This is a genomic window from Cupriavidus sp. C3SS-1, assembly GCF_057073755.1.
Genome location: NZ_CP172700.1, coordinates 2663308 through 2688666, shown reverse-complemented (window position 1 = coordinate 2688666; position 25359 = coordinate 2663308). Strand labels below are relative to the sequence as shown.

Here is a 25359-nt window from a genome sequence, read left to right as displayed (position 1 = left end):
GATGGACGACATCACCACAATGCATGAATGGCTATAAAGCCATAACTGATGGGAATGCCAGCATGGAGACACGCGACGTTGAATACATCCTTGCCGTGGAACGCAGCGGAGGGATCGGCCGGGCCGCGGACCAGCTGGGCATCAGCCAGCCCGCCCTGACCAAGGCCGTGCAGCGCGTCGAAGCCCAGGCTGGCCTGCCACTGTTCGAGCGGACGGCCAACGGCATGAGCGTCACCCATGCGGGCCGGCTCTTTATCGAACGCGCCCGCCGCATCCACCTGGAGTACGAAGACGCACTCAAGGAGATGCAGGGCATCCGCACAGGCGAACTGGGTATGCTGCGGCTGGGATATTCGCCTTCGTTGCCGAATGCCATCGTGCTGGGCGCCTGCCGCCAGCTCGTGAAGGAGCGGCCGGTGGCCCGCCTGAAGCTGCGCCGGCGCCTCGCCCGTGACCTGATGGACCTGCTCGCGGCCGGGGAGCTTGACCTGGCCGTGGCACCCCTGCCACGTCACGCAACCGAGGCCTTTGCAATCGAACCGCTGTTCGACGACCGGCTGGTCGTGGTGGCCGACGAATCCCATCCGCTGCAGCAGCGGCGCAACCTCAGCCTGGCGGACCTGGCCAGCCAGGAGTGGCTGCTGCCCGAAGGGCATATCGTGCTGCGCCAGCAGGTCGACGAGGCCTTCCGCCGGCGTGGCCTGCCGCCGCCTGCGCTGCGCGTGGAGGTCGATTTCGGTACCGCGTCGCTGTTCGCGCTGGTCCGCGGCACGCCGATGCTGAGCATTTCCAGCGCGCATGTCGAAGCCATCATGCCCGGGCTCAGGCCGCTGGACGTCGGGCTGGACGAACTGGACCTGCGGCGGCGCATCGGCGTGGTCACGCGCGCGGGTGCGTATCTTTCGCCACTGGCACAGCGCATGACGACCTTGCTGCGCGAGCAGGTCGGCTAAGACCGCTGCTGCGATAGCGAAACCGCTGGCCCGCGGCGCCGACTCCGTTTAAGATTGCGCGATTATCGAACAAGACAAGCACGATGGAGACTACCCGCCCCCTTGGCATCGGCCAGGCCCAGGCCGATACGGTCCGAGTTGCCCGCCCCCAGTCCGACCTGCTCGGCAGTTTCTCGGGCGATCCGAACTTCATGCTGTCGCTGGCGCGCGGCCTGACCGTGCTTGAAGCGTTTTCCGAACGCAAGCGCCCGCTGACGATCTCGCAGGTGGCCCAGCGCACGCAGCTGTCGCGCGCGTCGGTGCGCCGCTGCCTGTATACGCTCGAGCAGCTTGGCTACGTCAGCCAGCAGGACGGCCAGTTCGCACTGCGCCCGCGGGTGCTGCACCTGGGGCATGCGTATTTCTCATCGACGTCGATGGTGTCGCTGTCGCAGCCGATCCTCGACAACCTGAGCGCGCGCATCCACGAGACCTGCACGCTGGCCATCCTGGACGGTACCGACATCCTGTACCTGGTGCGCTCGGAAGTGCAGCGCGTGGTCAGTTACTCGCTCGGCATGGGCAGCCGGCTGCCGGCCTACTGCACGTCCAACGGGCGCCTGCTGCTCGCGCACCAGCCCTCGTCGGTGCTCGACGGCTTTTTCGAGCATGCGGACCTGCGTCCGCGCACGCTGCAGACCAAGGTGTCGCGCCAGGAACTGGAAAGCTGCTTCGAGCGCGCCCGGGAACTGGACTACGTGATCGTCGATGAAGAGCTTGAACCGGGCCTGCGCGCAATCGCGGTGCCGGTGCGCTCGGCCGCCGGCATCGTGCTGGCGGGCATCAGCGTGAGCGTGCGCGCGGCCAAGGTGACCGAGGCGGAGATGGTGTCGCGCCTGCTGCCGCCGATGCGCGAAGCGGCCGCGGCCATCGGGCGCCTGATCACGTCCTGATCAGCGTGTGAACAGCCGGGAGAGCCGCACTGCCGAATGCCGCGATGCGAGCGGGCAATCGAGCGCCAACCCCCGCCTCAGCCGCGGTGCGCAAGCTCCAGCGAGAACACCAGCCGCTGCAGGAAGTTCTCCATGCGGCCGTCCGGGCTGACGAAGGCGCAGCCGTAGTGGTGAATGGCGCTGTCGTCGTTGCCGACCAGCCAGTGCCCCACGATCTGGAGGTCGACGTCGAGCTTGCCCAGCTCGCGGAAGTCCAGCCGGCAGCGGCTCACCATGGTGCCGACCGGCAGCTGGTCCGCGCCCACGGTCCTGGAACGCAGGCCCACGCCAGACAGCGACAGGTCGGCGATGTCCAGCGCCAGCACGCTGTTGTCCGGGTTGCGGATCTCGCAGCGGTAGCCCTTGGTCACCAGCGTGCGCGCGCGGAAATGGCGGCGGCGCTGGAAGTGGTAGAGCTTCTCGGGAAACTCCACGATAAAGGCCGGACCTTGCTCGTAGCGCGTGGCCGACGGCCGGCCCACCATGAAATTGACCGGCACGCCACGCAACAGGCCCGAGAAGGCGTTCTCGTCCGAGGTCATCAGCGCGTGGCGCTCGGCATCGGCGTTGCACCAGTCGAAGATAAAGGTGCGGTTGACCGGGTCCATGTGCAGCACCGACGTCACGAACTGATGGCCCGTACGCGTGCGCACCGTGATCAGGCATTTCTGCCAGGACAGGTCCCGCAGCACTGTGCCGATCTGCGAGGTATGGGTCAGGCGGTAGCGCTCGTCAGGCAGGGCCCCGGCCTCCGTGTCGGTTTCGTCTTGCGGGCCGGAACCGGCTTGGGTGGACTCGGAGGAATCTTGGAAGCTCATGGAATCACGCAACATCAGAGTGGCAGCACCGCGCGTTGGCAGGAGCGCCGCGGCAGGATAGGCTTGCGGCCCGAGCGCCGCATATTAAGGGGACGCTCCACTGGACGGCAAGACTCATGGCATGGGCTTCGGCATTCTGTGGCGAAACTTGAGCACAGACTTTTGAGGGGTAGCGCTTGCGCCGCTTTCGCGCTGCGGCGGGCCGAATCCCGTTCACGCAGAAACGGGTACGCTTGCCATCGTGTGCGCGTCGCCGGGGTCGATGAGCGGCCACGCGGCGATCGGCGCGTGCGTGGCACCGTGCCGGTCGAGGCGGCTCTCGAACAGCACGAAACGCCGCGCCTGCCAGGGCGGCACGGCAAGCTCCCGATGCGCGGCTACCCAGTCGCGCAGCATCGCGTCGGGGACGGCCGGGCGGCACCGCGCGAGGGTCAGGTGGGCGCGGAAACGGCGCCGCTCGGGCGCGATGCCTGCGGCCTGCAGGCAATCGGTCACGGCCACATGGAGCGCGTCGAGCGCGGGACATGGCGCAAGGCCGGCCCACAGCACGCTGCCCTGCTGGCCGCGAAAGCGTCCGGCGCCCGTCACGCGCAGCGCGAAATCCTCGGCCGCCAGCGTGTCGAGCGCGGCGGTGATGCGTCCGGCCTGCTCCGCATCGCACTCGCCCAGGAAACGCAAGGTCAGGTGCACCTGCGCGGCTGGCGCGGGGCGGATGCCGCTTGCCGCCGGCACGATGCCCACCAGATGCGCCGCGACCGCCGGCGGTGCTTCCACGGCGATAAACAGGCGGGCCATGCTGGCTGCGCTGCCGCGCCTACGCTAACGCCAGCGCGGACTGCTGCATGATCGGCAGGCGCGCGGCCGCGGCAAAGCTTTCGAGCTTGAGCAGCGCGCGCTTGCGGTCAGTTCCGCCCGCATAGCCAGTCAGGTCCCCGTCGGCGCCCAGCACGCGGTGGCACGGCACGATCACCGACAGCGGATTACGCCCCACCGCGCCCCCGACCGCGCGGACATGGCCATGCGGCAGTTCGAGCTGCCGGGTGAGCTGGCCGTAGGACACCGTCTCGCCAAAAGGAATGGCACGCAGCGCCTCCCACACGCGCATCTGGAAGTCGGTGCCCGCCAGCCGCAGCGGCAGCGAGAACGCTTCGAGCGATCCATCGAAGTAGGCCGCAATCTGCGCCGCCACGTCGTCGAACAGGCGCGCGGTGGTTTCGGGCACGGCGCCCGGCACCGCGCCGTGCGGATAGTACTTCTGCCCGTCGAAATAGATACCTGTCAGGAAGCTGCCCTCCGCGCGCAGCAGCATGGCGCCAAGCGGGCTGTCGATCAGGCGGTAGCTGTTCATGTCGTCACCTCGATATCGGAATTGGCAGGAATCATGGCTGCCAAAGGTACCACTGCGCCGTCGCCCTGTGACTTCATCGCTTCATAGCGATGCCACAGGTGGATGGCGGCATAGGCGCGCCACGGCGCCCACTGCGCGGTGCGGGCCTGCATGGCGCGCACGGTGTTCACGCCCAGCATCTTGCGCAACGCATAGTCGGTGCCCGGGAACGCGTCGGGCCAGCCCAGCGCGCGCATGGCGACGTACTGCGCCGTCCAGTCGCCGATCCCGTCGATCTCGCGCAGCGCCGCCACGGTCTGTTCGGGCGCCGTGTGCGGGCCCAGCGGCAACGCGTCGCTGGCGACGCGCTGCGCGAGCGCGCGCAGCGTACGCGCCTTGACCGGCGACACGCCGGCGGCGGCCATTGCGGCATCGGGCAGCGCGGCCAGCGCTGCGGCGCAGGGAAAACAGTGCTGCAGCGGCATACAACCATCGATTGGCATCGCCGCGGCTGGCAAGGCATCTCCCGCCGCCTGCGCGAGCCGCGCCAGGATACGCCGGGCCTGCACCACCGAAATCACCTGGCCGATCACGGCGCGCACCGCGATCTCGAAACCATCGACGCTGCCCGGCAGCCGCATGCCCGGCACATCGCTGGCCAGTTCGCCGAGATGGCGGTCGACGATATCGGGCCGGCAGCCGAGGTCGCACAAGCGCCGCACCTTGCCCAGCGCCTGCGGAATCACGCGCGCGAGCGAGGCCGACAGGGTCACGCGCAGCACTGACCGCGCAGGCACGTGGTCGAGCCGCAGCCAGCCGCGATGCATCACGCCCCCGGCTTCCACCGCAAGCGTGCGGGCATAGGCGCCATCGCGCACCTGCTCGATGCCATCGACCGCGCGCACGGCCAGGAAGCCCAGCAGCGCCTGCCACGCCAGCGGCGGGCGGTAGCCCAGCTCGAACACCAGCCGGTCGGCCACGCCGTCGGACGCGCGCTTGCGCAAGGCCATCGGCGTCAGCCCGTAGCGCGTGCGCAGCACGTCGTTGAAGCGGCGCACGCTGCCGAAGCCCGCGGCCAGCGCCACTTCGGTCACGGGCAACGCGGTATCGGTCAGCAGCCGCTTGGCCAGCAGCAGGCGCTGCGTCTGCACGTACTCCAGCACCGACACGCCGAACTGCGCCGTGAAGAGGCGGTGCAGGTGGCGTTCGGTCACCCCGATGCGCGCCGCCAGTGCGGCCACGCCGGCATCGGCCATGAAGCCTTCGTCGATCAGCGTGGCCGCAGCCTGCGCGAGGCGGCCGGACAGATCGGCCAGCCCGTGGCCGGGCGCCAGTTCGGGTCGGCAGCGCAGGCAAGGGCGGAAGCCTTGCTTCTCCGCCGCCGCGGCGCTTTCGTAGAAGGTGCAGTTCTCGCGCTTCGGGGTACGCACCGCGCACACGGGCCGGCAATAGATGCCCGTGGACGACACGCCGACAAAGAAGCGGCCGTCGAAGCGGCGGTCGTGCGAGGCCACGGCCTTGTAGCAGGTATCGGGATCGAGTTCCATGCAGGCATGCTACCGCTTCAGGCAGGCCCGCACCCGCTGGATTCGGACATTCCCCTCTGGCCAGCGACCGTGCCATGGAGCACAGTCATGGCAAACCCAGTCCGGCTAGAATCACCAGCCTGTGTTGTTTCCCGGAGATTCCATGCGCCCAGTCAAACCGCTTCCGCTGACCTGCTCGCTCGCGCTCGCGGGACTGCTATGGCTGGGACTGCCTGGGGCTGCCGGAGCCGCGCCGGCCGCAGCCACAACGGCTGCGCCGTCAGGCCAGGCGACGGCAAGCGCGGTCGAGGTCACCTCGGTCGAGGGCATCACCGAGTACCGGCTGCCCAATGGCCTGCGCATCGTGCTCGCGCCCGATGCGGCCAAGCCGACCACCACGGTCAACATGACCTACCTGGTCGGCAGCCGCAACGAGAACTATGGCGAGACCGGCATGGCGCACCTGCTCGAACACCTGCTGTTCAAGGGCACGCCCACGCTGCCGAGCAAGACCATCCCGACCGAGTTCGCGCGGCGCGGCATGTCATCCAACGGCACCACGGCGCAGGACCGCACCAACTACTTCGAGACCTTCACCGCCAGCGACGACAACCTCGACTGGGCGCTGCGCATGGAGGCGGACCGCATGGTCAACAGCTTCGTCTCGCGCGCCGACCTCGACAGCGAGATGACGGTGGTGCGCAACGAGATGGAGATGGGCGAGAACAGCCCGGGCCGCATGCTGATCCAGCAGATGATGTCCGCCTCGTACCGCTGGCACAACTACGGCAAGGCGCCGATCGGCGCGCGCAGCGACGTGGAGCAGGTCAGCATCGACAACCTGCGCGCGTTCTACCGCCGCTACTACCAGCCCGACAATGCGGTGCTGGTGGTGGCCGGCAAGTTCGATCCGGCGTGGGCGATCGCGCGCATCGAACGCTATTTCGGCCCGATCGCGCGCCCGACGCGCGTGCTGCCACCCGAGCACACCGTCGAACCGCCGCAGGAAGGCGCGCGCGAACTCGTCGTGACGCGCCCCGGCGACAGCGGGCTGGTGGCGGCGCAGTACCACGTCAGCGCCGGCGCCCACCCCGATACCACCGCGCTGTCAATGCTGACCATCATCCTCGGCGACACGCCCGGCGGGCGCCTGTACAAGGCGCTGGTGGAGCAGAAGAAGGCCACCTCGGTCGGCACCTCGTTCAGTGCGATGAAGGACCCGGGCACGCTGCTGTTCATGGCCGAGACATCGAAGGACCAGTCGCTGGCAGCGGCGCGCGCGGGGCTGATCACGCAGGTCGAGGGCTTCGCCGAAGCGCCCGTGACGCCCGAGGAGCTGGAGCGGGCGCGCGTGCGCATGCGCAACGCCTACGAGCACTACCTGAACGATCCGGGCGCACTTGGCATTGCGCTGTCGGAAGCCATTGCCAAGGGCGACTGGCGCCTGTTTTTGATCGCGCGCGACCGCATCGAGACCGTGACGCTCGAAGACGTGCAGCGCGTCGCGCTCAACTACTTCCAGACTTCGAACCGCACGGTGGGCGTGTTCCTGCCGCAGGACAAGCCGCTGCGCGCGCAGATTCCCGCGACCCCCGACGTGGCGGCGCAGGTGCGCGGCTACCAGGGCAAGCCGGCGCTGGCGGCAGTGCCGGCGTTCGATCCGAGCCCGGCCAACATCGAGGCACACACGCGGCGCCAGACCCTGGCCAACGGCATGCAGCTGGCGTTGCTGCCCAAGCCCACGCGCGGCGGCGTGGTCAACGGCACGCTGATCCTGCGCATGGGCGATGTCGAGAGCCTGCAGGGCCTGACCACGGTGGGTGACCTGGCGGCATCGATGCTCAAGCGCGGTGCCGGCAACATGGACCGCCTGCAGCTTGCCGACCGCATCGAGGCCCTGCGCGCGCGCGTGATGGTCTCGGGTGGCTCCGAGCGCGTCACCGTCAGCTTCGAGACCCGGCGCGAACAGCTGCCGGAACTGCTGGCGCTGGTGCGCGACATCCTGCGCGCGCCCACCTTCCCGCAGGCGGAATTCGACACGCTGCGCAGCACCGCCATCGCCGATATCGAAAGCGTGCGCCGGCAGCCGGGCGTGATGGCCGCCGATGCGCTGGGCCGCCATGGCGACCCCTACCCGGCCGGCGATCCGCGCCACGCGCCCACGTTCGACGAGACCATTGCCGCGCTCAAGGCCACCACGCTGGAGCAGGTGCGCGATTTCCATGCGCGCTTCTACGGCACGGGCAATGCGCAACTGAGCCTGGTGGGCGACTTCGATGCCGACGCGGCCACCGCGCAGGCGGCCGAGCTGTTCGGCGACTGGCGCGCGCAACAGCCGTTTGCGCGCGTGGACCGGCCCTTCGTGGCGATTGCCCCGGCCGACTTCACGCTCGCCACGCCCGGCAAGGCCAACGCCGTGTACGTCGCCGCCGAACCGATCGACCTGGTCAGCGACCAACCCGACTTCGCACTGATGCTGATCGCCAACCGCGTCTTTGGCGGCGGCTCGCTGCGCAGTCGCCTGGCCGACCGCCTGCGCCAGAAGGAAGGGCTCAGCTATGGTGCGTCGAGCTGGGTGAACGTGGGTGCGCTGGACCGTGCGGGCCGCTTCGGCCTGCAGGCGCAATATGCCCCGCAGAACCTGGAGCGCCTGCAACGGGCCGTGTCCGAAGAGCTGGAGCGCTTCGTGCGCGACGGCATCAGCGCGCCCGAACTGTCGGAAGCCGTCAGCGGCATCCTGCAGCAGGGCATGGTGAGCCGCAGCAGCGACGGCGCATTGGCCGGCGCGCTCGCCAATCAGCTTTACCTCGGCCGCACCATGGCCTACACCGAAGAACTGGAAGCGCGATTGCGCGCGGCCACGCCCGAGGCGGTGAATGCGGCGATTCGCAAGTACGTGCGCCCGGACGGGCTGTCGCAAGTCTACGCGGGCGACTTCGCCACCGCCCCGGCACCCGATGGCGCCGCAGGCGAGGCGCCGGCTGCGCGCCCGTAGCCGCTGTCACGCAAGCGACAAGGAGACAGGCCAGAATGGACCGACGCTCCGGCAGCCAGCCGGGCGCCGGAGCGGGGCAGCCCCTTGCCGTGCCCTGGTGTTGACTGTATATTCGTACAGTATAAGTAGAGATAAGAGGTGTGGATGTCAAACGTGCGGGCTGGCAGCAAGGCGGAAGCGCTCCGGCTTCTCGCCGCGGAAGGCGTGCTGGGTCTGGAGCTGGACTACGAGACCGGATGGCAGGACGCCGTCGAACTCGGCAGGCTCGGGGAGAAGCGCGGCATCAAGGTGCAGTATCGCGGCCAGGAAAGTGTCGCCGTACGTTCGCGCGAAGCGCTGATCGAGGGCCTCGCCAAGGTCAAGGCAACGTTCCGGCAACGTAACCTGTACTGCCAGTTCGATCTCGGCACGCTGACGGACCACGAATTGCTCGATCTCGAAGCCCGGGCCACACGGCTTGGCGACTACATTCTTGCCGGACACCTGCTGCGGGACGTGGACTGCGTCTGGCCCGCCGAATAAGGCAGGCGCGAGCGCCGGTTCCTGCAATAAGGCGCGGGCGCCGGTTCCGAATCCTCCCAAAACGAACATGCCGCCAACCGGCGGCATGTTTGCTTCATAGCGGGCAGCGACTCACTCAGTGCCAGACGCGCGCGGCATTGGCCCAGCGCGCGGCGGCTGACTGCACCATCGCACTGCCGGCCACATCCTCGACAACGGCGGCGCAGGGGGTTGCCGCCGGCTGGATCGCGGTATGCCAGAGCACCGCCGACACCAGCGTCTGGCAGTGGCGACGCTCGCCATGGGCGAGCGCGAGCAGGCGCTCATAGCCATCGATCACAATCAGCCGGTCACCGGCCTGTGGCCGCATTTCCAGCGCATACAGGTGGTCGCATTCGCAATGCATGCGGCCCCCGCTTACCGCCACCACGATCGCGCCGGGCAGGGCGATGCCGCTGGCATGCACGTCTTCACGCAGGCGCTCCAGGTGCGCATGCGCGCGCGGATCGCGCGCCGCGGCCAGGTCGCCGGGCATGGCGCTGAGCGCCATCAGCTCGGCCGGCGACACCGCCAGCGTGTAGGCCGGAAAATCCGTCCGGTAGGTCGCCACCACGGCGCGCAGGCGACGCACGCCACGGCCATCCGGAAGGCTGCCCGGGTCGCGTCCCGCAGCCGTGACCGCCATCAGTCGCGCAGCAGGTGCTTGGCGATAATGACCTGCTGGATCTGCGTGGTGCCTTCGTAAAGGCGCAGCAGGCGCACGTCGCGGTAGAAGCGCTCGGCCGTGTACTCGGCGATGTAGCCCGCGCCGCCATGGATCTGCACGGCACGGTCGGCGATGCGGCCGACCATTTCGGTACAGAACATCTTGGTGCACGAGGCCAGCATGCTGACTTCCGGGTCGCTCTTGCCGGCGGGCTTGGCGTCATAGCGCTGCGCGCAATCGCGCATCATCGACAGGCCGGCGTACAACTCGGCCTGGCTGTCGGCCAGCATGCCCTGGATCAGCTGGAAGTCGCCGATCGGCTTGCCGAACTGCTTGCGTTCCTTGGCATAGGCCACGGCGTCGGTGATCAGGCGGTGCGCCATGCCGCAGGCCAGCGCCGACAGGTGCAGGCGGCCGCGGTCGAGCACTTTCATCGCGGTCTTGAAACCCACGCCGGGCACGCCGCCAATGATGTTGGCGGCCGGCACGCGCGCGTTTTCCAGCACCACGTCGCAGGTCTTGGTGCCGCGCTGGCCCATCTTCTTGTCCGGCTTGCCCAGCGAGATGCCCGGGGTGTCGGCCGGCACAATGAACGACGAGATGCCGGAGGCACCGGGACCGCCAGTGCGCGCCATCAGCGTGAAGGCACCGGCGCGTGGCGCGTTGGTGATGAAACGCTTGGTGCCGTTGATGACGTAATGGTCGCCGTCCAGCTCGGCCCTGGTCTGCAGCGAAGCAGCGTCGGAACCGGCGTTCGGCTCGGTCAGCGCAAACGAGATGATCAGCTCGCCGCTGGCGATCTTCGGCAGGTAGGCCTGCTTCTGCGCTTCGGTGCCATCCATCAGGATGCCTTGCGAGCCGATGCCGACATTGGTGCCGAACACCGAACGGAACGCGAACGCAGTGTGGCCCAGGTCGTAGACCACGTCGCATTCCTGCGACATCGACAAGCCGATGCCGCCATAGTTTTCCGGGATGGAGATGCCGAACAGGCCCATTTCCTTCATGTCGGCGACGATATCGGCCGGCACGTCGTCGAGCTCTTCGAGCGTGTCTTCAGCCGGCTTCAGGCGTTCGTCGATAAAGCGCTGCACCGAGGCGCGCAGCAGGGCAAAGGATTCCTGGTCAAGGGCCATGTTGGTTCTCCGATCAAGCCAATTCGACAGTATGGGCGCCAATGGTACGCGCACCGCCTGATTTGACAATCCACCCGATATTGAACAGAAGCGTCAACGAAATTTGACATTCAGTCGCGTGTGACGGCAAGCAGTCCTGCCAGGCCGATTGCCATTGCCGCGAGTGCATCGCCGGCGATCATCCCGCCGCCAACCAGCGACGTGGTGCTCATGTCGTCCGGCATGGGCTGGCTTGGCCGGCGTGGCCCGAACCGTTCGGCGAGGCCCGTCACGACCCCACCGGCCGCCATCCATGCCGCGGCGGGCAGGTTAACGAAGCCGCCGAACGACGAGGCATACGGAGAGGGCAGCAAGACGGCGTCCAGCGCGAAATCCACCGTCCGGCCCGCTTTGCCCGATTGTGCGAAGCGCCGGTAGCCCGCGTGCGCCCGCAGCCCCTTGCGCAGCACTTCCGTCACCAGGCCAATCACTGCCCCGATGATGACGGCAAGGTGCTGGTAGCCCCGTGCCTCGGCCAGCCCGCGCAGCACGCCGACGATCTTGTAGGTCATGGCCGAGGTCCAGCGCGCCGGCTGCTGCGCGGCCGTGAGCACGGTCTGGTCCAGCGCCAGCACCGGATACGCCTGCATGAACAGCCGCGCCAGCGCCACGGCAAGCAGCGCGCCGACGATGATCCCGGCAACCTGGTAGCCGAACTGCACCATGCGGTTGCTGCCCAGGCGCCAGCCGGTGGAGCGGTCCTGCTGCATGTCGCAGGCCTCGGCGGTGGACACCAGCAGCACCGTCGCGGCGATCAGGCCGACATGCGGCGCGCGCAACCCGGCGGCGGCCATGAGGATCACGCACAGCACGAATGCCGACGAGATCGGGTTCTGGTCGACCATGCCGACGGAAATGCCATTGACCAGCGCGAACACCAGCACCAGCAGCACCGCCATCAGCTGGAAGCCCAGCGGCTGCCCGAACCAGGCCACGCCCGCGGCCACCACGGCCGCGCCCCAGAACAGCACCCATGCCGCCACCCAGCGCATGTCGGGCCCGCCGGCTTGCCGCGTCGCGGGCGCGGTGCCGCCACGCCACTGTCGCCACGCACGCGCCAGCAGCAGCGAGACGTCGACCACCGCCGCCCCCAAGATCATGCCGAGCGCGATCAGGAAGGTGATCTTGCGGAAGGGCTCGCCCGGGGCCAGCCAGCCGATCGAGACGAAGGTCGGGGTCATCGCCCATCCCGCCAGGCCGCCGGTCAACGCGGCAATGCCGATGCGCGCGCCGACGATCATGCCGGCGCCGAGGGTCGAGGCCGACATATCGAGCGCCGCCAGCGGCGCCAGCCTGGAGAGCCACAGGCCACTGGCCAACCCCGCCGCCATGCCGCCGGCCAGGCGCGACACCGAGCGGCGCAAGAGATGCGGATCGGTCAGCGCGCGCAGGATATTCGCCACCGCCAGCCCGGACGGAAAAGTAAGCTGCATGCGGTCCACCAGCAGCGGCGTGTACAGCATGCCGACGCCGACGCCGTACATGCCGATGCACAGCATGTATCCGATCAATTGCCATAGCGGTGGCTGGGCCAATCCGAGCCAGCTCATCGCCTGGATCACGACGGCCATGCCGCCCATGCCGGCGACCGATGCCGCCGCGGTCTGGATGTAGTTGGCGCCGTGCCGCCCCGAGGCACCGTAGCCACAGGTCACCACCGAGCCAAGGATGCCGGCCAGCACCTGGCCGCCAACGAAAAAGCCGAGCGAGAAGTTCATATAGGCCGCGGCAATGCCGCCCAGCGGCCCAAGCACCAGCATGCCCGCCGCGCCAAGCAGCAGATGGTATGGCCAGCTCCCCGGCGCAGGTAGCCAGTGCAGGTGCGGAGCGGTTTCTGATGGGACTGAGGGCATGGCAAAGGGCGGCGTGCCGGACAAGTGCTTCAGGCAAAGCATAGGCGAGAGCAGGCTCCGCCTGGGTTTACACTAGTTTCTCGCGCAACTATATTGTCGATATAGTTGCGTGCACAACTACATTTGCAGAGGGTGTCCATGCCAGACCTTTCCGTGCCTGCTTGCGCGGCCATGCCCGCACCGCCTGCCACCGGGCCGCGCCCATGGCCTTTATCCGTCCCGGTGCTCATTGCTGGCGGCGGGCCAGTAGGGCTGGCGTTGAGCGCCCTGCTCGCACGGCATGGCATTGACTCGCTCGTGGTGGAGGCCGATGACGGCTACTGCGCAGGCAGTCGCGCCATCTGCATGTCGCGCCGTTCGCTGGAAATCCTCGGCTGGGTGGACGCCGACCAGGCCACCGTCGACAAGGGCCTGCCCTGGGTCGGCGGGCGCAGCTACTACCGCGACACGGAAGTGCTGCACTTCCAGATGCCAAGCGAACCCGGCGAGCGCTTTGCGCCGATGGTCAACATCCAGCAGTACTACCTGGAGGCCTTCGCCCACCAGGCCGCGCTGGCCTGCGGTCCGCACGCCGACGTGCGCTTCGGCGCGCGCGTGGCCGACGTGCGCCACGATGCGGATGGCGTCAGCGTGGACATCGGGACCGCGCAGGGCAGCCGGCAGGTCCGTGCCCAATGGCTGGTGGCGTGCGACGGCGGCCGTAGCACCGTGCGCGAAAAGCTTGGCCTGCGCATGGAAGGAACGCAGTACGAAGGCCGCTACGTGATCGTCGATATCGTGCAGAAGACGCGGCGCGAGGTGGAGCGGCTGGCGTGGTTCGATCCGCCGTCGAATCCGGGCTCGACCATCCTGATGCACCGCCAGCCCGATGACGTCTGGCGCATCGACTACCAGATCCGCGACGACGAGGATCCGGTTGAAGCCGTCAAGCCCGAAAACGTGCTGCCGCGCGTGCAGAGCCACCTCGATATGATCGGCGAGACCGAACCGTGGGAACCGCTGTGGATTTCGATCTACAACGCCAAGTGCCTCACGCTCGATGCGTACCGGCACGGCCGCGTGCTGTTCGCGGGCGACGCCGCGCACCTGGTGCCGATTTTCGGCGTGCGCGGGCTCAACTCCGGGCTGGACGATGCCGGCAACCTGGCCTGGAAGCTCGCCTCGGTCATCGCGGACCGCGCCGACGCGAGCCTGCTCGATTCCTATTCGACCGAACGTGTTCACGCCACGCGGCAGAACATCGCCTACGGCGCCAAGAGCACGGAGTTCATGGCGCCGCCCAATTTCGCCTTCAGCCTGATGCGCGAGGCCACGCTGCGCCTGGCGCTCGATCAACCCGCAGTGCGTTCGCTGATCAACCCGCGCCAGTCGGCGCCGATCGCCTATACGGGCGCGGGCTCGGCACTGAACGGCCCATCGGACTTCGGCGACGATTGTCCCGGCGCCGCACCTGGCATGCCCGCGCCGGAAGCGCGACTCGATGGCGAACACCTGACCGCCAGCTTCGGCCGGCGCTTCACGCTGCTGTGGTTCGGCGATCGCGCGTCCGTGCCTGCTGAACTGGCGGCCTTTGCGCGGACGCATGCGGCCAACGTGCAGCTTCGCGTGGTGGTTCCCGCCGACAGCGTGCCAAAGGACGGCGCGCTGGCCGATATCGACGGCCACGCCTTCACACGCTATGCCGCGCAAGCGGGCACGCTGTACGTGATCCGTCCCGATGGCTATGTACTCGCGCGCTGGCGCGCACCGCAAGCGGCGCAGGTACGCGCCGCCCTCGCCCCTTTCCTGCAAACCCCGCGCTGACGGAGCCCGCCATGCAAGCTGAAGAACTCGACCTCGCCTACACCCGCTTGTGCGAAGCCGTGGCCGGTGTCGGCCAGGACAAGGCGTCGCTGCTGCTCGCCATGGTTTGCCTGGGCCTGATGAGCCGCCAGGAGGCACTGGACCCGGTGCTTGCCTTGATCGAGACCGCCCGGGCGCGGGTGTAAACTTCCGCTCCCCTGTACGGATCCGCTATGAAAGCCCTGCCCCGCCTGGACCAGTTCCTGACCTACCGCCTGCACCAGGTCAACAAACTCAGCGACAAGGACAGCGCCTACGCCTACCTGGAGCAATGTGGCCTGCTGCTCAGCGAAGGCCGCTGCCTGGCCGCCATTGGCGCGTTCGCGCCGCTGTCGGTCAATGCGCTGGCGCAGAAGGCCAACCTGACCAAGGGCCAGGCGAGCCGCTCGGCGCAAGCTCTGGTCGCTCGCGGCCTGGTCAGCAAGTCCGCGAGCGAGGCGGACGGGCGCGGCGTGGTGCTCGAGCTAACGCCGCAAGGCAAGCCGATGTATCGGCAGGCCATTGCGATGATCGCCCGCCGCAACGAGGAAATCTTTGGCTGCCTGAACGAGCAGGAGCAGGCGGTGCTGGGCGGGCTGCTCGACAAGCTGGTGGCCCACGCCACGCGTGACGACCAGGCCGGCGACGCTTAGCGCCTCAGCCCGTCCACGTGGTCACGCGCCGCGCCGCGTCGCGCGGCCTCGGCCACCTCATTGGGCACCACGGTCTGCCCGATCGGTGCCAGCGCGATGCCGGCCAGCTTCAGGTGCTGGATGGCGAACGGAATGCCGATGATGGTCACAAAGCACGCGATGGCCGACATCACGTGGCCGATCGCCAGCCAGATCCCGGCAAAGAGGAACCACAGCACATTGCCGACCATGCCGAGCGCGCCGGTGCCGATATCGTCGCGCTGGTTCAGCTCGCGCCGGCTGATCGCCTGCTTGCCGAACGGAAAGAAGGTGAAGCTGCCGATCACGAAGCACGCCTTGCCCCATGGAATACCGACGATCGAGCAGAAGGCCAGCAGCCCCGCCAGCCACCAGGCCAGGCCCATGAAGACGCCGCCAAGAATGAACCAGAGGAAATTGCCAATCGCGCGCATGCATGCATTCCGGAAGTGAAGGAGTTCCCGATGATACGCGCCGGCCAAAGCGTACCCGTTTCTGCGTGCCTGCCAAACGCGCCGGGACGTCCGGGATTTCCGCAGTCAAAGCCAGCACCGGCACGCGCAAACATGCCGACTTTCCTGAAGCACGGCATACCAAAGCGTACCCAATTCTGCGTGCGTACCCGTTTCTGCGGACACCGCTCGGGAGGCAGCCGTACCCGTTTCTGCGTGCCGACATAGAGACAGCCGTCCACGCGGCGTGGCGCTGCAGGGCTAGAATGTGCGCCTCGTCTCCCTTGCGCCCTACGCCGTGACCACGGCAGTCGCTCCCGCAGTCTCCGTCATGAAGCCCGTCCTGCTTGTCCTGAACCCGATGTCGTCACAACACCTCGCCAGCCTTGGCGAGCGATTCACGGTGCACTACGCGCCGGATGCCGCCGCGCGCGCCGATGCCGTGGCTACGCATGGCAGCACGGTACGCGCGGTACTCACGATCGGCTCGATTGGCCTGACGGCGGCGGAGATCGACGCCATGCCGCAGTTGGAGTTGGTCAGCGCGCTCGGCGCCGGCTATGAAAACATCGCGCACACGCATGCCCGCGCGCGCGGCATCGCCGTGGCCAATGGCGCCGGCACCAATGACAGTTGCGTAGCCGATCACGCCATGGCGCTGTTGCTGGCCGTGGTGCGCGCGGTCCCGCAACTGGACCTCGCCACGCGCTCCGGCCAGTGGCGTGACACGCTGCCGCTGAGCCCGAACTTCTCGGGCAAGCGGATGGGCATCGTCGGCCTGGGAACCATTGGCCGCCGCATCGCGCGGCGCGGCGAAGGCTTCGACCTGGAAATCGGCTATCACAACCGCACGGCGCGAGCCGATACGACGTACCGGTATTTCGACAGCATCCCCGCGCTGGCGCAGTGGGCCGATTACCTCATCATCGCGACGCCCGGCGGTGCCGGCACGCGCCACCTCGTGGACGCCGGCGTGCTGGCCGCACTGGGTCCGGACGGCTTCCTTGTCAACATCGCGCGCGGCAGCGTGGTGGATACCGCCGCGCTCGCGCAGGCGCTGCGCGCGGGGACCGTTCGCGGTGCCGGCCTGGATGTTTACGAAACCGAGCCGGCACCGCCAACGGTGCTGCTCGACTGCCCGAACGTGGTGTTGACCCCGCACATGGCCGGCTGGTCGCCGGAGGCGATCCAGGCATCGGTGGACCAGTTCATCGAGAATGCCCGCCGCCACTTTGCCGGCGAGCCGCTGCTGACGCCGGTCTGAACCGCGAGCCGGCTCAGGCGGCCGGGAACGTCACGCGCACGCGCAGGCCGGGCGCAGCGTCCTCCAGCGCCAGGCTGGCGCCATGCGACTGCGCGATCTCGGCGACGATGGCCAGCCCGAGTCCGCTGCCGCCGGTGGGGGCATCGGGCAAGCGGTAGAAGCGGTCGAAGACGCGCCCGCGCTCGGCGGCGGGAATGCCCGGCCCGTTATCGCTGACCACCAGCTCCACCTGGCTGCCTTGCGGCGCCCTCACCTGCACGTCGACGCGGCTGCCGCGCGGAACGTACGCCAGCGCGTTGTCGATCAGGTTGGTCAGCAGGATGCGCAGGGCATCGGCATCGCCGCGTATGCGGGCTGCCGGCAGGCTGTCGGCGTCCATGCCGAGGTCGATTTCACGGTCGAGCGCGGCCTGCGCCATATCGGCCACCACGCCGGCTGCCAGCTCGGGCAGGTCCAGCGGCTCATGCGGCAGCGTTACCGCGCCGGGCTCCTGGCGCGCCAGCGTCAGCAACTGCGCCACCAGATGGGTCAGGCGCTCCAGCCCCTGGCGCAATTTGCCGACCGCCTCGCGCCGGGCCTGCGGATCTTCGGCGCGCTCCACCAGTTGCGCCTGCAACTGCAATGCCGTCAGTGGCGTGCGCAGCGCGTGCGCGGCATCGGCCACGAACGCGCGCTGGGTATCGAGCGCGTGCGACAGCCGTCCCAGCAACTGGTCGAGTGCGGCGCTGAGCGGCGCGATCTCGTCGGGCATCGGGCGCTTGGCCAGCGGCGCGAGTGAACTGGCGTCGCGCGCCCGCACTTCGGTGGCGATCTCGCGCAAGGGTCGCAGCCCGCGGCCCACCGCCATCCATACCAGCCAGGCCAGCAACGGCAGCAGGAGCAGCAGCGGCGCCACGGTGCGCAGCGCCATGCGCGCGGCCAGCGTGCGCCGCGCGCTCATGGGCTGCGCGATCTGAACCACGGCGGGTCCCAGCTGCATGCTGTAGAGCCGCCATTCGCCTTCGCCGGTGGTGACATTGGAAAAGCCCAGTTCCGCCCGTGCCGGCAACGCCGGATGCGCGTGCGAAAGGTACAGGCTGCGGCCCGAGCCGTCCCAGATATGGATGACCACGTCCTCGTCCGCGTGCAGCAGGTCGGCGCTGGCGCCCCCTTCCATGATGAACGGCGCCGCCACCGGGTCCACAAACTGGCTCGGCAAGGCGGCGGCGACCTGCTTCATCTGGTAGTCGAACAGCGCATTGGCCTCCTGGCGGGCCTGCCCGTAGATCAGCACGGTGGCCATGGCAATGCCGGCGAGCAGGCCGGCGGCGAGCCACCATAGCAAGGTTCGCTGGATCGAGCGCATCAGTGTCCTGGTTCCTCTTCGAGCCGGGGCACGACATAGCCCACGCCCCGGATATTGCGGATCAGCGCGGCGCCGAATTTCTTGCGCAGCGCGTGGATATAGACCTCCACCGTATTGCTGCCGACTTCGTCGTCCCAGCCGTACAAGCGCTCCTGCAACTGCGCCACCGACCACACCTTGCCCGGACGCGCCATCAGCGCCGACAGCAGCGAGAATTCTCGCGCGGACAGCCGCACGGGCTCGCCGCCCAGCGTCACTTCGCGCGTCGCCGCGTTGAGCGAAATGGCACCGTAGCTGAGGATCGGCTCGGCCCGTCCTTCCGCGCGGCGTGCGAGCGCATGCATGCGCGCGGCCAGTTCCTGCAGGTCGAACGGCTTGACGAGGTAATCGTCGGCGCCCGCATTGAGCCCGGCCACGCGGTCCGCCACCGCGTCGCGCGCGGTCAGGATCAGCACCGGCGTGGATACGCCGCGCGCACGCAGCGCGCGCAGCACGTCCAGGCCCGACCGGCGCGGCAGCCCGAGGTCCAGCAGGATCAGGTCATAGCAGGCTGCGTCGCCGGGCCCACCCGCGGGCGTGGCGGCGGCAAGACCGGCCTCGCCGTCCTGGACCCAGTCCACCGCAAACCCTTCCTGACGCAGCGCGAGCTTCACGCTGTCGCCGATCATGGCATCGTCTTCCACCAGCAACACACGCATGTCTTATCCGATAGTTGGCTGGCCGGGATGAAGCGTATCCGCCAGCGCGCGCGCCAGCCCGGGCAGCGCGGGATAGCTGGCGGTAATCACGTATACCGGCAGCTTGTCGAGGTAGCCCTGCATGCGTCCCTTGGCGACGAAGCGCGCGTTGAACGCGGACGCCTGCAGCGCCGGCACGAAACGCGGCAGGATGCCGCCACCCAGGTAAACGCCCCCGAGCGCGCCGAGCACCAGCGCCACATCCGCCGCGACCGAGCCGAGCAGGCCGAAGAATACCGCCATGGTGCGCTCGCAGAGCGGATCGTGGCGCTCGAACGCGCCCGTGGTGACCTGCTCCGGCGTCAGCGGCGCGTCGGCGAGCGTACCCGTTTCTGCGGACAGCGCGGCGTGGATATGCGACAGCCCCATGCCCGACAAAAGACGCTCCGCCGACACGCGTCCGAAGGTACGGTGCGCGGCTTGCCAGGCGATCCACTCGTCATCGGTCACGGGCATCAGCTCGATATGACCGCCCTCTCCCGCCAAGGCCACGGCACTGCCAGCGGGACACGGCACAAGACCCGACACGCCAAGTCCGGTGCCGGGTCCCACCAGCGCGCGCGGCGCGGTGGCCACGGCCTGGCCCGGCCGCACCTGCACGAGATCGCTCGCGCGGAGGTAAGGCAAGCCCAGTGCAAGCGAAGTGAAGTCGTTGATGGCGACCAGCCGCTCCAGCCCGACCGCCTGCCGCGTAGCCTCGACCGAGAAAGCCCAGTCGTGGTTGGTCAGCCGCACTTGGTCGCCGGTGACCGGATTGGCCAGGCCGATGGCCGCATGACGCGGCAGCGTGGCGCGCGCGGCGCGCAGGCCGTCCAGATAGTGGCGCATGGCCGCTTCGAGCGACGCGTGGTCGGCCACTTTCAGGGCGGTCACCGCGCCAATCTGCATCGGCGCCGTTTCGAGCGCAAAGCGCACGTTGGTGCCGCCCACGTCGGCAAGCAGGCGCGGGTAGGTGTCGTCGACAGACACGGCCGAAGCAGTCATGGCATGGCTCATGCGCGGAAAATATCGAAACCGTGACGCTGGTTGGCGAGCACGATGCTGACCGGCAAGGCAGGCGTCGGCCCTTGTTTGGCGCGATCGAGCACCTTGCCTTTGACCTCGCCCGCAATGGCCAGGAACGTCCGCTCGGCGGCCAGTATCGCGGCCATGTTCAGCGTCACGCGGACATGCGGCGCGTTGGCCGGGTGCGTGACCAGGTAGCCAGGCTTGGGGTCGCTCAGCGCAGTCTGCAGTTCGGGCGCGTCGGGAAACAGCGAACCGGTGTGGCCGTCCTCGCCCATGCCGAGGACGATCACGTCGGGCTGGCGGTACGCCTGGTTCAGGCGCGCCACCGCGCGCTCCGGAGCGGCCACTTCGGCGGCGTCGGCGATCAGCGGCACGAACGCTGCGCGCCCCGCGGCCTCGCGCAGCAGGTGCGCGCGCACCTGCGCGCCGTTGCTGTCAGGATCATCCGGCGGCACCGCGCGTTCGTCGACCAGCGTGACGGTCACGGCTTCCCAGCGCACGGGGCGGTAGCGCAGGCGCTCGAACATCGGGATCGGCGAGCGGCTGCCCGAGACCGCAAGCACGGCCCAGCCGTTGACGCGAATCGCCAGGTCCAGCGCATGGCCGATGGAGATCGCCAGCGCTTCGGCCTGGTCCATCACCGTTGCATGTTCGAACTCGCGCATGATTTGTGTCTCCGTGTCAGGCTTCCTCGTGCCACAGCGCGTCGTCGCGCGACATCAGCGCCGACGAGGCAGCCGGGCCCCACGTGCCCGCGGTATACGGCTTGGGCGGCACGTTGCTTTCCTGCCAGGTGTCGAGGATCGGCTCGACCCAGCGCCATGCCTGCACCTGCTCGTCACGCCGCACGAACAGGCCCAGCCGGCCGCGAATCACGTCGAGCAGCAGGCGCTCATAGGCACCGGCGCGGCGCACCTTGAACGAGTTAGCGAAATCGAGATCGAGCGACGTCGGCGTCAGCTCCAGCGTGTCGCCGGGCTGCTTGACCAGGAAGTACAGCCGGATGCTCTCTTCCGGCTGCAGCTGGATCACGAGCCGGTTCTGCGGCGACAGCGTCAGCGGGCGCGGAAAGATGGCATGCGGCACGTCGCGGAAATGAATCACGATCTCGGCCACGCGCGACTGCATGCGCTTGCCGGTGCGCAGGTAGAACGGCACGCCTTCCCAGCGCCAGTTGGCGATCTCCGCCTTGATCGCGACGAAGGTCTCGGTGCGGCTGTCGGCGGCAATGCCCTTCTCGTCGAGATAGCCCGCCACCGGCTTGCCGCCGATAGCGCCGGCCCGGTACTGGCCGCGCACGGTCTTCTCGGCCACCGCCTGTGGCGTGATCGGCTTGAGCGCCTTGAGGATCTTGATCTTCTCGTCGCGGATGGCGTCTTCGGACAGGCTGGAGGGCGGCTCCATGGCCACCATGCACAGCAGTTGCAGCAGGTGGTTCTGCACCATGTCGCGCAGTGCGCCGGTCCGGTCATAGAAATCGCCGCGCGTTTCGACGCCGAGCTCCTCGGCAATGGTGATCTGCACGTCCTGCACCCATTCGCGCCGCCACAGCGGCTCGAACAGCGCATTGCCGAAGCGGATCGCCATCAGGTTCTGCACCGACTCCTTGCCCAGGTAGTGATCGATGCGATAGATCTGGTCCTCGGCGAAGAACTTCGCCACGGCGGCGTTGATCGCTTCCGACGATTCGAGGTCGTGCCCCAGCGGTTTTTCCAGCACGATGCGCACATTGGGCGTGTTCAGCCCCGTGCGCGCGAGCTGCTCGCAGATCGGCACGAACAGGTGCGGCGCGGTGGCCAGGTAGCACACCACGACTTCAGGACGGCGCGACAGCACCTTCTCGGCGAGCGCGTCGAAGTGCGCGGGCACGCGTGCGTCGGCCTGCACGTAGCAGATGCGGGCCAAAAACGCGGCCCATGAGTCAGGCGGCGCATGGGCCAGCCCCGGGCGCACGCCCTGCTCCAGCGAATCGAGGTAATCCTGCTGGCTGAGCGGCTGGCTTCCCGTAGCCAGGATGCGCGCCTGCGGATGCAGCAGCCCGGCGTGATGGGCTTCAAACAGGGATGGCAGCAGCTTGCGCCGCGCCAGGTCGCCGGTGCCGCCAAACAACACCATGTCGAAATCAGGCATGCTCACCGTGGACTCCTTGAAGGATGGCGGTCAGAACACTGCGAGCGCTGCGAGCGCGGCCCTGCCCGATGCGGCCTCATGGATTGAGTGTCTGCCCGCGGCGCATAAGTTCCGGGCAGTTTACGTGAGTCCCCGCCGCTTGGCGAGGCGCACGCGCCACAAGCGTACCCGTTTCTGCGTGACCGGCGCCGATCCCGTGGCGCGTGCAGCGTGCCGCGAAGTGCGCTAGGCTGGAAGCAACCTTGCAGGAGAATCCTATGCCACGTCACCCAGTGCTCGAACGGGTCACGGCCCGCATCGTCTCGCGCAGCGGCCCTTCCCGGCAGGCCTACCTCGACCGCACCCGCGCCATGGCGGGCCAGAAGGTCGAGCGCTCCCAGATATCGTGTACCAACCTCGCGCACGCCATCGCCGCCATGCCGGACGAAGCCAAGATCCGGCTCAAGGCCGACGAGCGGCCCAACCTGGCGATCGTCTCCGCATACAACGACATGTTGTCCGCTCACCAGCCGCTGGCAGCGTTCCCGAAGTGGCTCAAGGAAGCCGCGCTGGAGGCCGGCGGCACCGCGCAGTTCGCCGGCGGCACGCCCGCCATGTGCGACGGCGTGACCCAGGGGCAGGACGGCATGGACCTGTCGCTGTTCTCGCGCGATGTGATTGCACTGGCCACGGCGGTAGCGCTGTCGCATCAGATGTTCGATGGCGCGCTGTACCTGGGCGTGTGCGACAAGATCGTGCCGGGGCTGGTGATGGGCGCCCTGTCGTTCGGCCACCTGCCAGCGGTGTTCGTGGCGGGCGGCCCGATGACCACGGGCCTTAGCAACGACGAGAAGGCGCACGTGCGCCAGCTCTATGCCGAAGGCAAGATCGGCCGCAAGGAACTGCTCGAAGCCGAGACGCGTTCCTACCACGGCCCGGGCACCTGCACGTTCTACGGCACGGCCAACTCGAACCAGATGCTGATGGAGATGATGGGCCTGCATCTGCCGGGCACGGCCTTCATCAATCCGAACACGCCGCTGCGCGAAGCGCTCACGCGCGAATCGGCGCGGCAGGCGCTGCGGCTGGTGCATGGCGGCGAACGCTATACGCCCGTTGCCGAGGTGCTGGACGAGCATGCCTTTGTCAATGGCATCGTCGGCCTGCTCGCCACGGGCGGCTCGACCAACCACACGCTGCACCTGATCGCCATGGCGCGTGTCGCCGGCATCGTGCTGACGTGGGATGACTTCGACGAACTGTCGGCGGCGGTGCCGCTGCTCGCGCGCGTCTATCCGAATGGCAAGGCCGACGTGAACCAGTTCCAGGCTGCGGGCGGGCTCTCCGTGGTGATCCGCGGGCTGCTCGAACTGGGCCTGCTTCATGACGACGTGAACACGGTCGTCGGCCGCGGGCTGGAAGCCTACACGCGCGAGCCGGTGCTGCGCGACGGCAAGCTTGAATGGATCGACGGTCCGGCTACCACGCTGGAGGACACCATCGTGCGCGGTGCCGCCCAGCCGTTTCTGCCGGACGGCGGCATCAAGCTGCTCGATGGCAGGTTGGGGCGCGCGGTAATCAAGACCTCTGCGGTGAAGCCGGAGCACCAGGTGGTGGAAGCGCCTGCGATCGTGTTCGAGCACCAGGACGACGTGATTGCCGCGTTCAAGCGAGGCGAACTGGAGCGCGACTTCGTCGCGGTGCTGCCGTGGCAAGGGCCCGCGTCATGCGGCATGCCCGAACTGCACAAGCTCACGCCGACGCTGACGGTGCTGCAGGACCGGGGCTTCCATGTCGCGCTGGTGACCGATGGGCGCATGTCGGGTGCATCGGGCAAGGTGCCCGCGGCCATCCACGTCTGTCCGGAAGCGCTGAACGGCGGCGGCATCGGGCGCGTGCGCACGGGCGACATGGTGCGTGTCGATGCGCCCGCCGGTGTGCTGACCGTGCTCCTGGACGATGCCGAGTGGAATGGGCGGGAGTCCGTACGGCCGGACCTGAGCGCCAACCGTCACGGCGTGGGTCGCGACCTGTTCGCGACCTTCCGCCGCAACGTCAGCGACGCCGAAGCGGGTGCCTGCACGCTCTTCGCCGATGAAGACGCGCGCGCCTAGCCCGCGCGGCGCAACGGGTTGGCGCGCGGATCCGGCGTGGCTGCTGCCGGCGTGGTGACCGGCGTTGCGCCCGGGTCCGGCATACGGACTTCCTGGATCGGCACCGCGATCTTGCAGCCAGCGTCCTCCAGCACGTGCTTGATGCGCTCATAGAACGCGTATCGCACGGCCCAGTAGTGTTCGTTGGAGGTCCAGCAGCGCAGGTTCAGCGTAATGCCCTGCTGCGTGTAGTTGACCACCATCGCCTCGGGCTTCGGCTCGGGCAGCAGGCGCGGTTCGTCGGACAGCAGCTTGCGCAGCGCGTCTAGCCCCTTGTGCATATCGCTGCCGAATGCCACGGTGGTCTCGATGTCCATGCGGCGCGAGGGGTTCTCGCTGTAGTTCGTGATCGCGCTGCCCCACAGCTTGCCATTCGGCACGCGCAGGCAGACCCCGTCGGCCGTGGTCAGTTCAGTCATGAACAGCCCGGTCTCGCGCACCGTACCGGCCACGCCCTGCGCATCGATATATTGCCCCACGCGGAACGGCCGCAGCAGCACCAGCATGATGCCCGCGGCAATGTTCTGCAGCGTGCCCTGCAGCGCGAGCCCGATCGCAAGGCCGGCAGCACCGAGCATGGCGATGATGCTTGCGGTCTGCACCCCGAACTGCGACAGCACCAGCACGATGGTCAGCACGCGAACCATCCACTGAATCGCGCTGGCGAGTAGCGGCCGTATGGTCTCGTCGACGTGGGTGCGATCGAGTGCGCGGTGGATGGCCGCGGCCGCGCAGCCGGACAGCCACCAGCCGGCGATCAGGATCAGCAGGGCTGCAATGGCATTCAGGCCCTGGTGCAAGGAGAACTGCACGAGGAAATTCCAGGCAGTCTCGATTTTGGCGGCGTCGATGCTCCAGTTATTCAAAAGCGGCTCCTGTCTTTGGGGGCGTACCCGTTTCTGCGCACGCAAATCTGCATGGCGCGACGGTCCGAAGCCGCCGCAAAGCCATCTATACGCCCCTTGATCGCGTAA

General features: G+C 68.3%; 23 protein-coding genes. 9 read left to right on the top strand and 14 right to left on the bottom strand.

Translation table 11 applies throughout. The annotated features are described in order from the left end of the window. Positions 1-62 precede the first annotated feature (62 nt). Entirely contained in the window at positions 63-953 is an 891-nt protein-coding gene (locus ACIGJC_RS28345) for a LysR family transcriptional regulator (protein ID WP_483712859.1), read from the top strand. A gap of 83 nt (positions 954-1036) precedes the next feature. Next, positions 1037-1885, top strand: coding sequence for an IclR family transcriptional regulator domain-containing protein (locus ACIGJC_RS28340; protein ID WP_483712857.1), 849 nt, complete (start codon positions 1037-1039; stop codon positions 1883-1885). 77 nt (positions 1886-1962) lie between these two features. On the opposite strand, the gene ACIGJC_RS28335 is transcribed toward ACIGJC_RS28340, so the two are convergent. From ACIGJC_RS28335 to ACIGJC_RS28320, 4 genes are all read right to left on the bottom strand, one after another. Beyond that, the gene (locus ACIGJC_RS28335) at positions 1963-2742 is read right to left on the bottom strand and encodes a flagellar brake protein (protein ID WP_483712856.1); all 780 of its coding nucleotides are present in this window, start codon (positions 2740-2742) and stop codon (positions 1963-1965) included. 213 nt (positions 2743-2955) lie between these two features. Continuing rightward, positions 2956-3537 carry an RNA 2',3'-cyclic phosphodiesterase gene (thpR, locus tag ACIGJC_RS28330; RefSeq protein ID WP_483712855.1) on the bottom strand — a complete coding sequence of 194 codons (582 nt, stop codon included), beginning with the start codon at positions 3535-3537 and terminating at the stop codon, positions 2956-2958. 19 nt (positions 3538-3556) lie between these two features. Beyond that, on the bottom strand, positions 3557-4090 hold the full coding sequence (locus ACIGJC_RS28325) for a methylated-DNA--[protein]-cysteine S-methyltransferase (protein ID WP_483712854.1): 534 nt from the start codon (positions 4088-4090) through the stop codon (positions 3557-3559). Next, positions 4087-5616, bottom strand: coding sequence for a DNA-3-methyladenine glycosylase 2 family protein (locus tag ACIGJC_RS28320; RefSeq protein ID WP_483712852.1), 1530 nt, complete (start codon positions 5614-5616; stop codon positions 4087-4089). Before ACIGJC_RS28320 ends, ACIGJC_RS28325 begins: the two co-directional genes overlap by 4 nt. A 142-nt stretch (positions 5617-5758) precedes the next feature. Between ACIGJC_RS28320 and ACIGJC_RS28315 the strand changes: the two genes are divergently transcribed. Then, entirely contained in the window at positions 5759-8590 is a 2832-nt protein-coding gene (locus tag ACIGJC_RS28315) for a M16 family metallopeptidase (protein WP_483712851.1), read from the top strand. A gap of 144 nt (positions 8591-8734) precedes the next feature. Beyond that, entirely contained in the window at positions 8735-9112 is a 378-nt protein-coding gene (locus tag ACIGJC_RS28310; protein WP_483712850.1) for a PHA-granule associated protein 4, read from the top strand. 115 nt (positions 9113-9227) lie between these two features. On the opposite strand, the gene ACIGJC_RS28305 is transcribed toward ACIGJC_RS28310, so the two are convergent. The 3 genes from ACIGJC_RS28305 to ACIGJC_RS28295 all read right to left on the bottom strand — a co-directional run bounded on the left by ACIGJC_RS28305 (position 9228) and on the right by ACIGJC_RS28295 (position 12825). Then, positions 9228-9776 (bottom strand): hypothetical protein, encoded by a 549-nt coding sequence (locus ACIGJC_RS28305; protein ID WP_483712848.1) that lies wholly within the window; start codon positions 9774-9776, stop codon positions 9228-9230. Further along, entirely contained in the window at positions 9776-10933 is a 1158-nt protein-coding gene (locus tag ACIGJC_RS28300) for an acyl-CoA dehydrogenase family protein (protein WP_483712847.1), read from the bottom strand. The genes ACIGJC_RS28305 and ACIGJC_RS28300 overlap by 1 nt, the downstream gene beginning before the upstream one ends. 110 nt (positions 10934-11043) lie before the next feature. Then, positions 11044-12825, bottom strand: a complete 1782-nt coding sequence (locus ACIGJC_RS28295) for an OPT/YSL family transporter (RefSeq protein ID WP_483714430.1) — start codon at positions 12823-12825, stop codon at positions 11044-11046. A gap of 138 nt (positions 12826-12963) precedes the next feature. Here ACIGJC_RS28295 and ACIGJC_RS28290 point away from each other — a divergent pair, with 138 nt between their 5' ends. Genes ACIGJC_RS28290 through ACIGJC_RS28280 form a run of 3 tightly spaced genes read left to right on the top strand, consistent with a single transcriptional unit; the run spans position 12964 to position 15299 of the window. Beyond that, on the top strand, positions 12964-14628 hold the full coding sequence (locus ACIGJC_RS28290; protein ID WP_483712846.1) for an FAD-dependent oxidoreductase: 1665 nt from the start codon (positions 12964-12966) through the stop codon (positions 14626-14628). Between the two features lie 11 nt (positions 14629-14639). Then, positions 14640-14813: a hypothetical protein gene (locus tag ACIGJC_RS28285; protein ID WP_483712845.1), complete on the top strand. Its 174-nt coding sequence runs from the start codon at positions 14640-14642 to the stop codon at positions 14811-14813. Positions 14814-14840: 27 nt separating this feature from the next. After that, positions 14841-15299: a MarR family winged helix-turn-helix transcriptional regulator gene (locus tag ACIGJC_RS28280; RefSeq protein WP_483712844.1), complete on the top strand. Its 459-nt coding sequence runs from the start codon at positions 14841-14843 to the stop codon at positions 15297-15299. On the opposite strand, the gene ACIGJC_RS28275 is transcribed toward ACIGJC_RS28280, so the two are convergent. After that, on the bottom strand, positions 15296-15751 hold the full coding sequence (locus ACIGJC_RS28275) for a YccF domain-containing protein (RefSeq protein WP_483712843.1): 456 nt from the start codon (positions 15749-15751) through the stop codon (positions 15296-15298). The genes ACIGJC_RS28280 and ACIGJC_RS28275 overlap by 4 nt on opposite strands. A 349-nt stretch (positions 15752-16100) precedes the next feature. Between ACIGJC_RS28275 and ACIGJC_RS28270 the strand changes: the two genes are divergently transcribed. Further along, positions 16101-17033 (top strand): 2-hydroxyacid dehydrogenase, encoded by a 933-nt coding sequence (locus tag ACIGJC_RS28270; RefSeq protein ID WP_483712842.1) that lies wholly within the window; start codon positions 16101-16103, stop codon positions 17031-17033. Positions 17034-17046: 13 nt separating this feature from the next. Here ACIGJC_RS28270 and ACIGJC_RS28265 read toward each other — a convergent pair whose 3' ends face one another. The 5 genes from ACIGJC_RS28265 to zwf are packed head-to-tail and all read right to left on the bottom strand — an operon-like array spanning position 17047 to position 22253. Then, entirely contained in the window at positions 17047-18378 is a 1332-nt protein-coding gene (locus ACIGJC_RS28265) for a sensor histidine kinase (protein WP_483712841.1), read from the bottom strand. After that, positions 18378-19076, bottom strand: coding sequence for a response regulator (locus tag ACIGJC_RS28260; RefSeq protein WP_483712840.1), 699 nt, complete (start codon positions 19074-19076; stop codon positions 18378-18380). Before ACIGJC_RS28260 ends, ACIGJC_RS28265 begins: the two co-directional genes overlap by 1 nt. 3 nt (positions 19077-19079) lie before the next feature. Next, a complete protein-coding gene (locus ACIGJC_RS28255; protein ID WP_483712839.1) occupies positions 19080-20099 on the bottom strand; it encodes a glucokinase in 1020 nt (339 codons plus the stop codon). A gap of 8 nt (positions 20100-20107) precedes the next feature. Next, a complete protein-coding gene (pgl, locus tag ACIGJC_RS28250; protein ID WP_483712838.1) occupies positions 20108-20788 on the bottom strand; it encodes a 6-phosphogluconolactonase in 681 nt (226 codons plus the stop codon). Between the two features lie 16 nt (positions 20789-20804). After that, positions 20805-22253 (bottom strand): glucose-6-phosphate dehydrogenase, encoded by a 1449-nt coding sequence (gene zwf, locus ACIGJC_RS28245; RefSeq protein WP_483714429.1) that lies wholly within the window; start codon positions 22251-22253, stop codon positions 20805-20807. Positions 22254-22510: 257 nt separating this feature from the next. On the opposite strand from zwf, the gene edd reads away from it, so the two are divergent. Beyond that, positions 22511-24346 (top strand): phosphogluconate dehydratase, encoded by a 1836-nt coding sequence (edd, locus tag ACIGJC_RS28240; RefSeq protein ID WP_483712837.1) that lies wholly within the window; start codon positions 22511-22513, stop codon positions 24344-24346. Here edd and ACIGJC_RS28235 read toward each other — a convergent pair. Further along, positions 24343-25251, bottom strand: coding sequence for a mechanosensitive ion channel family protein (locus ACIGJC_RS28235; protein WP_483712836.1), 909 nt, complete (start codon positions 25249-25251; stop codon positions 24343-24345). The genes edd and ACIGJC_RS28235 overlap by 4 nt on opposite strands. Between the last annotated feature and the right edge of the window lie 108 nt (positions 25252-25359).

Coding starts and splice junctions, on each gene's coding strand:
- ACIGJC_RS28345 (WP_483712859.1), top strand. CDS start 63: ATGGAGACACGCGACGTTGAATACATCCTTGCCGTGGAACGCAGCGGA.
- ACIGJC_RS28340 (WP_483712857.1), top strand. CDS start 1,037: ATGGAGACTACCCGCCCCCTTGGCATCGGCCAGGCCCAGGCCGATACG.
- ACIGJC_RS28335 (WP_483712856.1), bottom strand. CDS start 2,742: ATGAGCTTCCAAGATTCCTCCGAGTCCACCCAAGCCGGTTCCGGCCCG.
- thpR (WP_483712855.1), bottom strand. CDS start 3,537: ATGGCCCGCCTGTTTATCGCCGTGGAAGCACCGCCGGCGGTCGCGGCG.
- ACIGJC_RS28325 (WP_483712854.1), bottom strand. CDS start 4,090: ATGAACAGCTACCGCCTGATCGACAGCCCGCTTGGCGCCATGCTGCTG.
- ACIGJC_RS28320 (WP_483712852.1), bottom strand. CDS start 5,616: ATGGAACTCGATCCCGATACCTGCTACAAGGCCGTGGCCTCGCACGAC.
- ACIGJC_RS28315 (WP_483712851.1), top strand. CDS start 5,759: ATGCGCCCAGTCAAACCGCTTCCGCTGACCTGCTCGCTCGCGCTCGCG.
- ACIGJC_RS28310 (WP_483712850.1), top strand. CDS start 8,735: ATGTCAAACGTGCGGGCTGGCAGCAAGGCGGAAGCGCTCCGGCTTCTC.
- ACIGJC_RS28305 (WP_483712848.1), bottom strand. CDS start 9,776: ATGGCGGTCACGGCTGCGGGACGCGACCCGGGCAGCCTTCCGGATGGC.
- ACIGJC_RS28300 (WP_483712847.1), bottom strand. CDS start 10,933: ATGGCCCTTGACCAGGAATCCTTTGCCCTGCTGCGCGCCTCGGTGCAG.
- ACIGJC_RS28295 (WP_483714430.1), bottom strand. CDS start 12,825: ATGCCCTCAGTCCCATCAGAAACCGCTCCGCACCTGCACTGGCTACCT.
- ACIGJC_RS28290 (WP_483712846.1), top strand. CDS start 12,964: ATGCCAGACCTTTCCGTGCCTGCTTGCGCGGCCATGCCCGCACCGCCT.
- ACIGJC_RS28285 (WP_483712845.1), top strand. CDS start 14,640: ATGCAAGCTGAAGAACTCGACCTCGCCTACACCCGCTTGTGCGAAGCC.
- ACIGJC_RS28280 (WP_483712844.1), top strand. CDS start 14,841: ATGAAAGCCCTGCCCCGCCTGGACCAGTTCCTGACCTACCGCCTGCAC.
- ACIGJC_RS28275 (WP_483712843.1), bottom strand. CDS start 15,751: ATGCGCGCGATTGGCAATTTCCTCTGGTTCATTCTTGGCGGCGTCTTC.
- ACIGJC_RS28270 (WP_483712842.1), top strand. CDS start 16,101: ATGAAGCCCGTCCTGCTTGTCCTGAACCCGATGTCGTCACAACACCTC.
- ACIGJC_RS28265 (WP_483712841.1), bottom strand. CDS start 18,378: ATGCGCTCGATCCAGCGAACCTTGCTATGGTGGCTCGCCGCCGGCCTG.
- ACIGJC_RS28260 (WP_483712840.1), bottom strand. CDS start 19,076: ATGCGTGTGTTGCTGGTGGAAGACGATGCCATGATCGGCGACAGCGTG.
- ACIGJC_RS28255 (WP_483712839.1), bottom strand. CDS start 20,099: ATGACTGCTTCGGCCGTGTCTGTCGACGACACCTACCCGCGCCTGCTT.
- pgl (WP_483712838.1), bottom strand. CDS start 20,788: ATGCGCGAGTTCGAACATGCAACGGTGATGGACCAGGCCGAAGCGCTG.
- zwf (WP_483714429.1), bottom strand. CDS start 22,253: ATGCCTGATTTCGACATGGTGTTGTTTGGCGGCACCGGCGACCTGGCG.
- edd (WP_483712837.1), top strand. CDS start 22,511: ATGCCACGTCACCCAGTGCTCGAACGGGTCACGGCCCGCATCGTCTCG.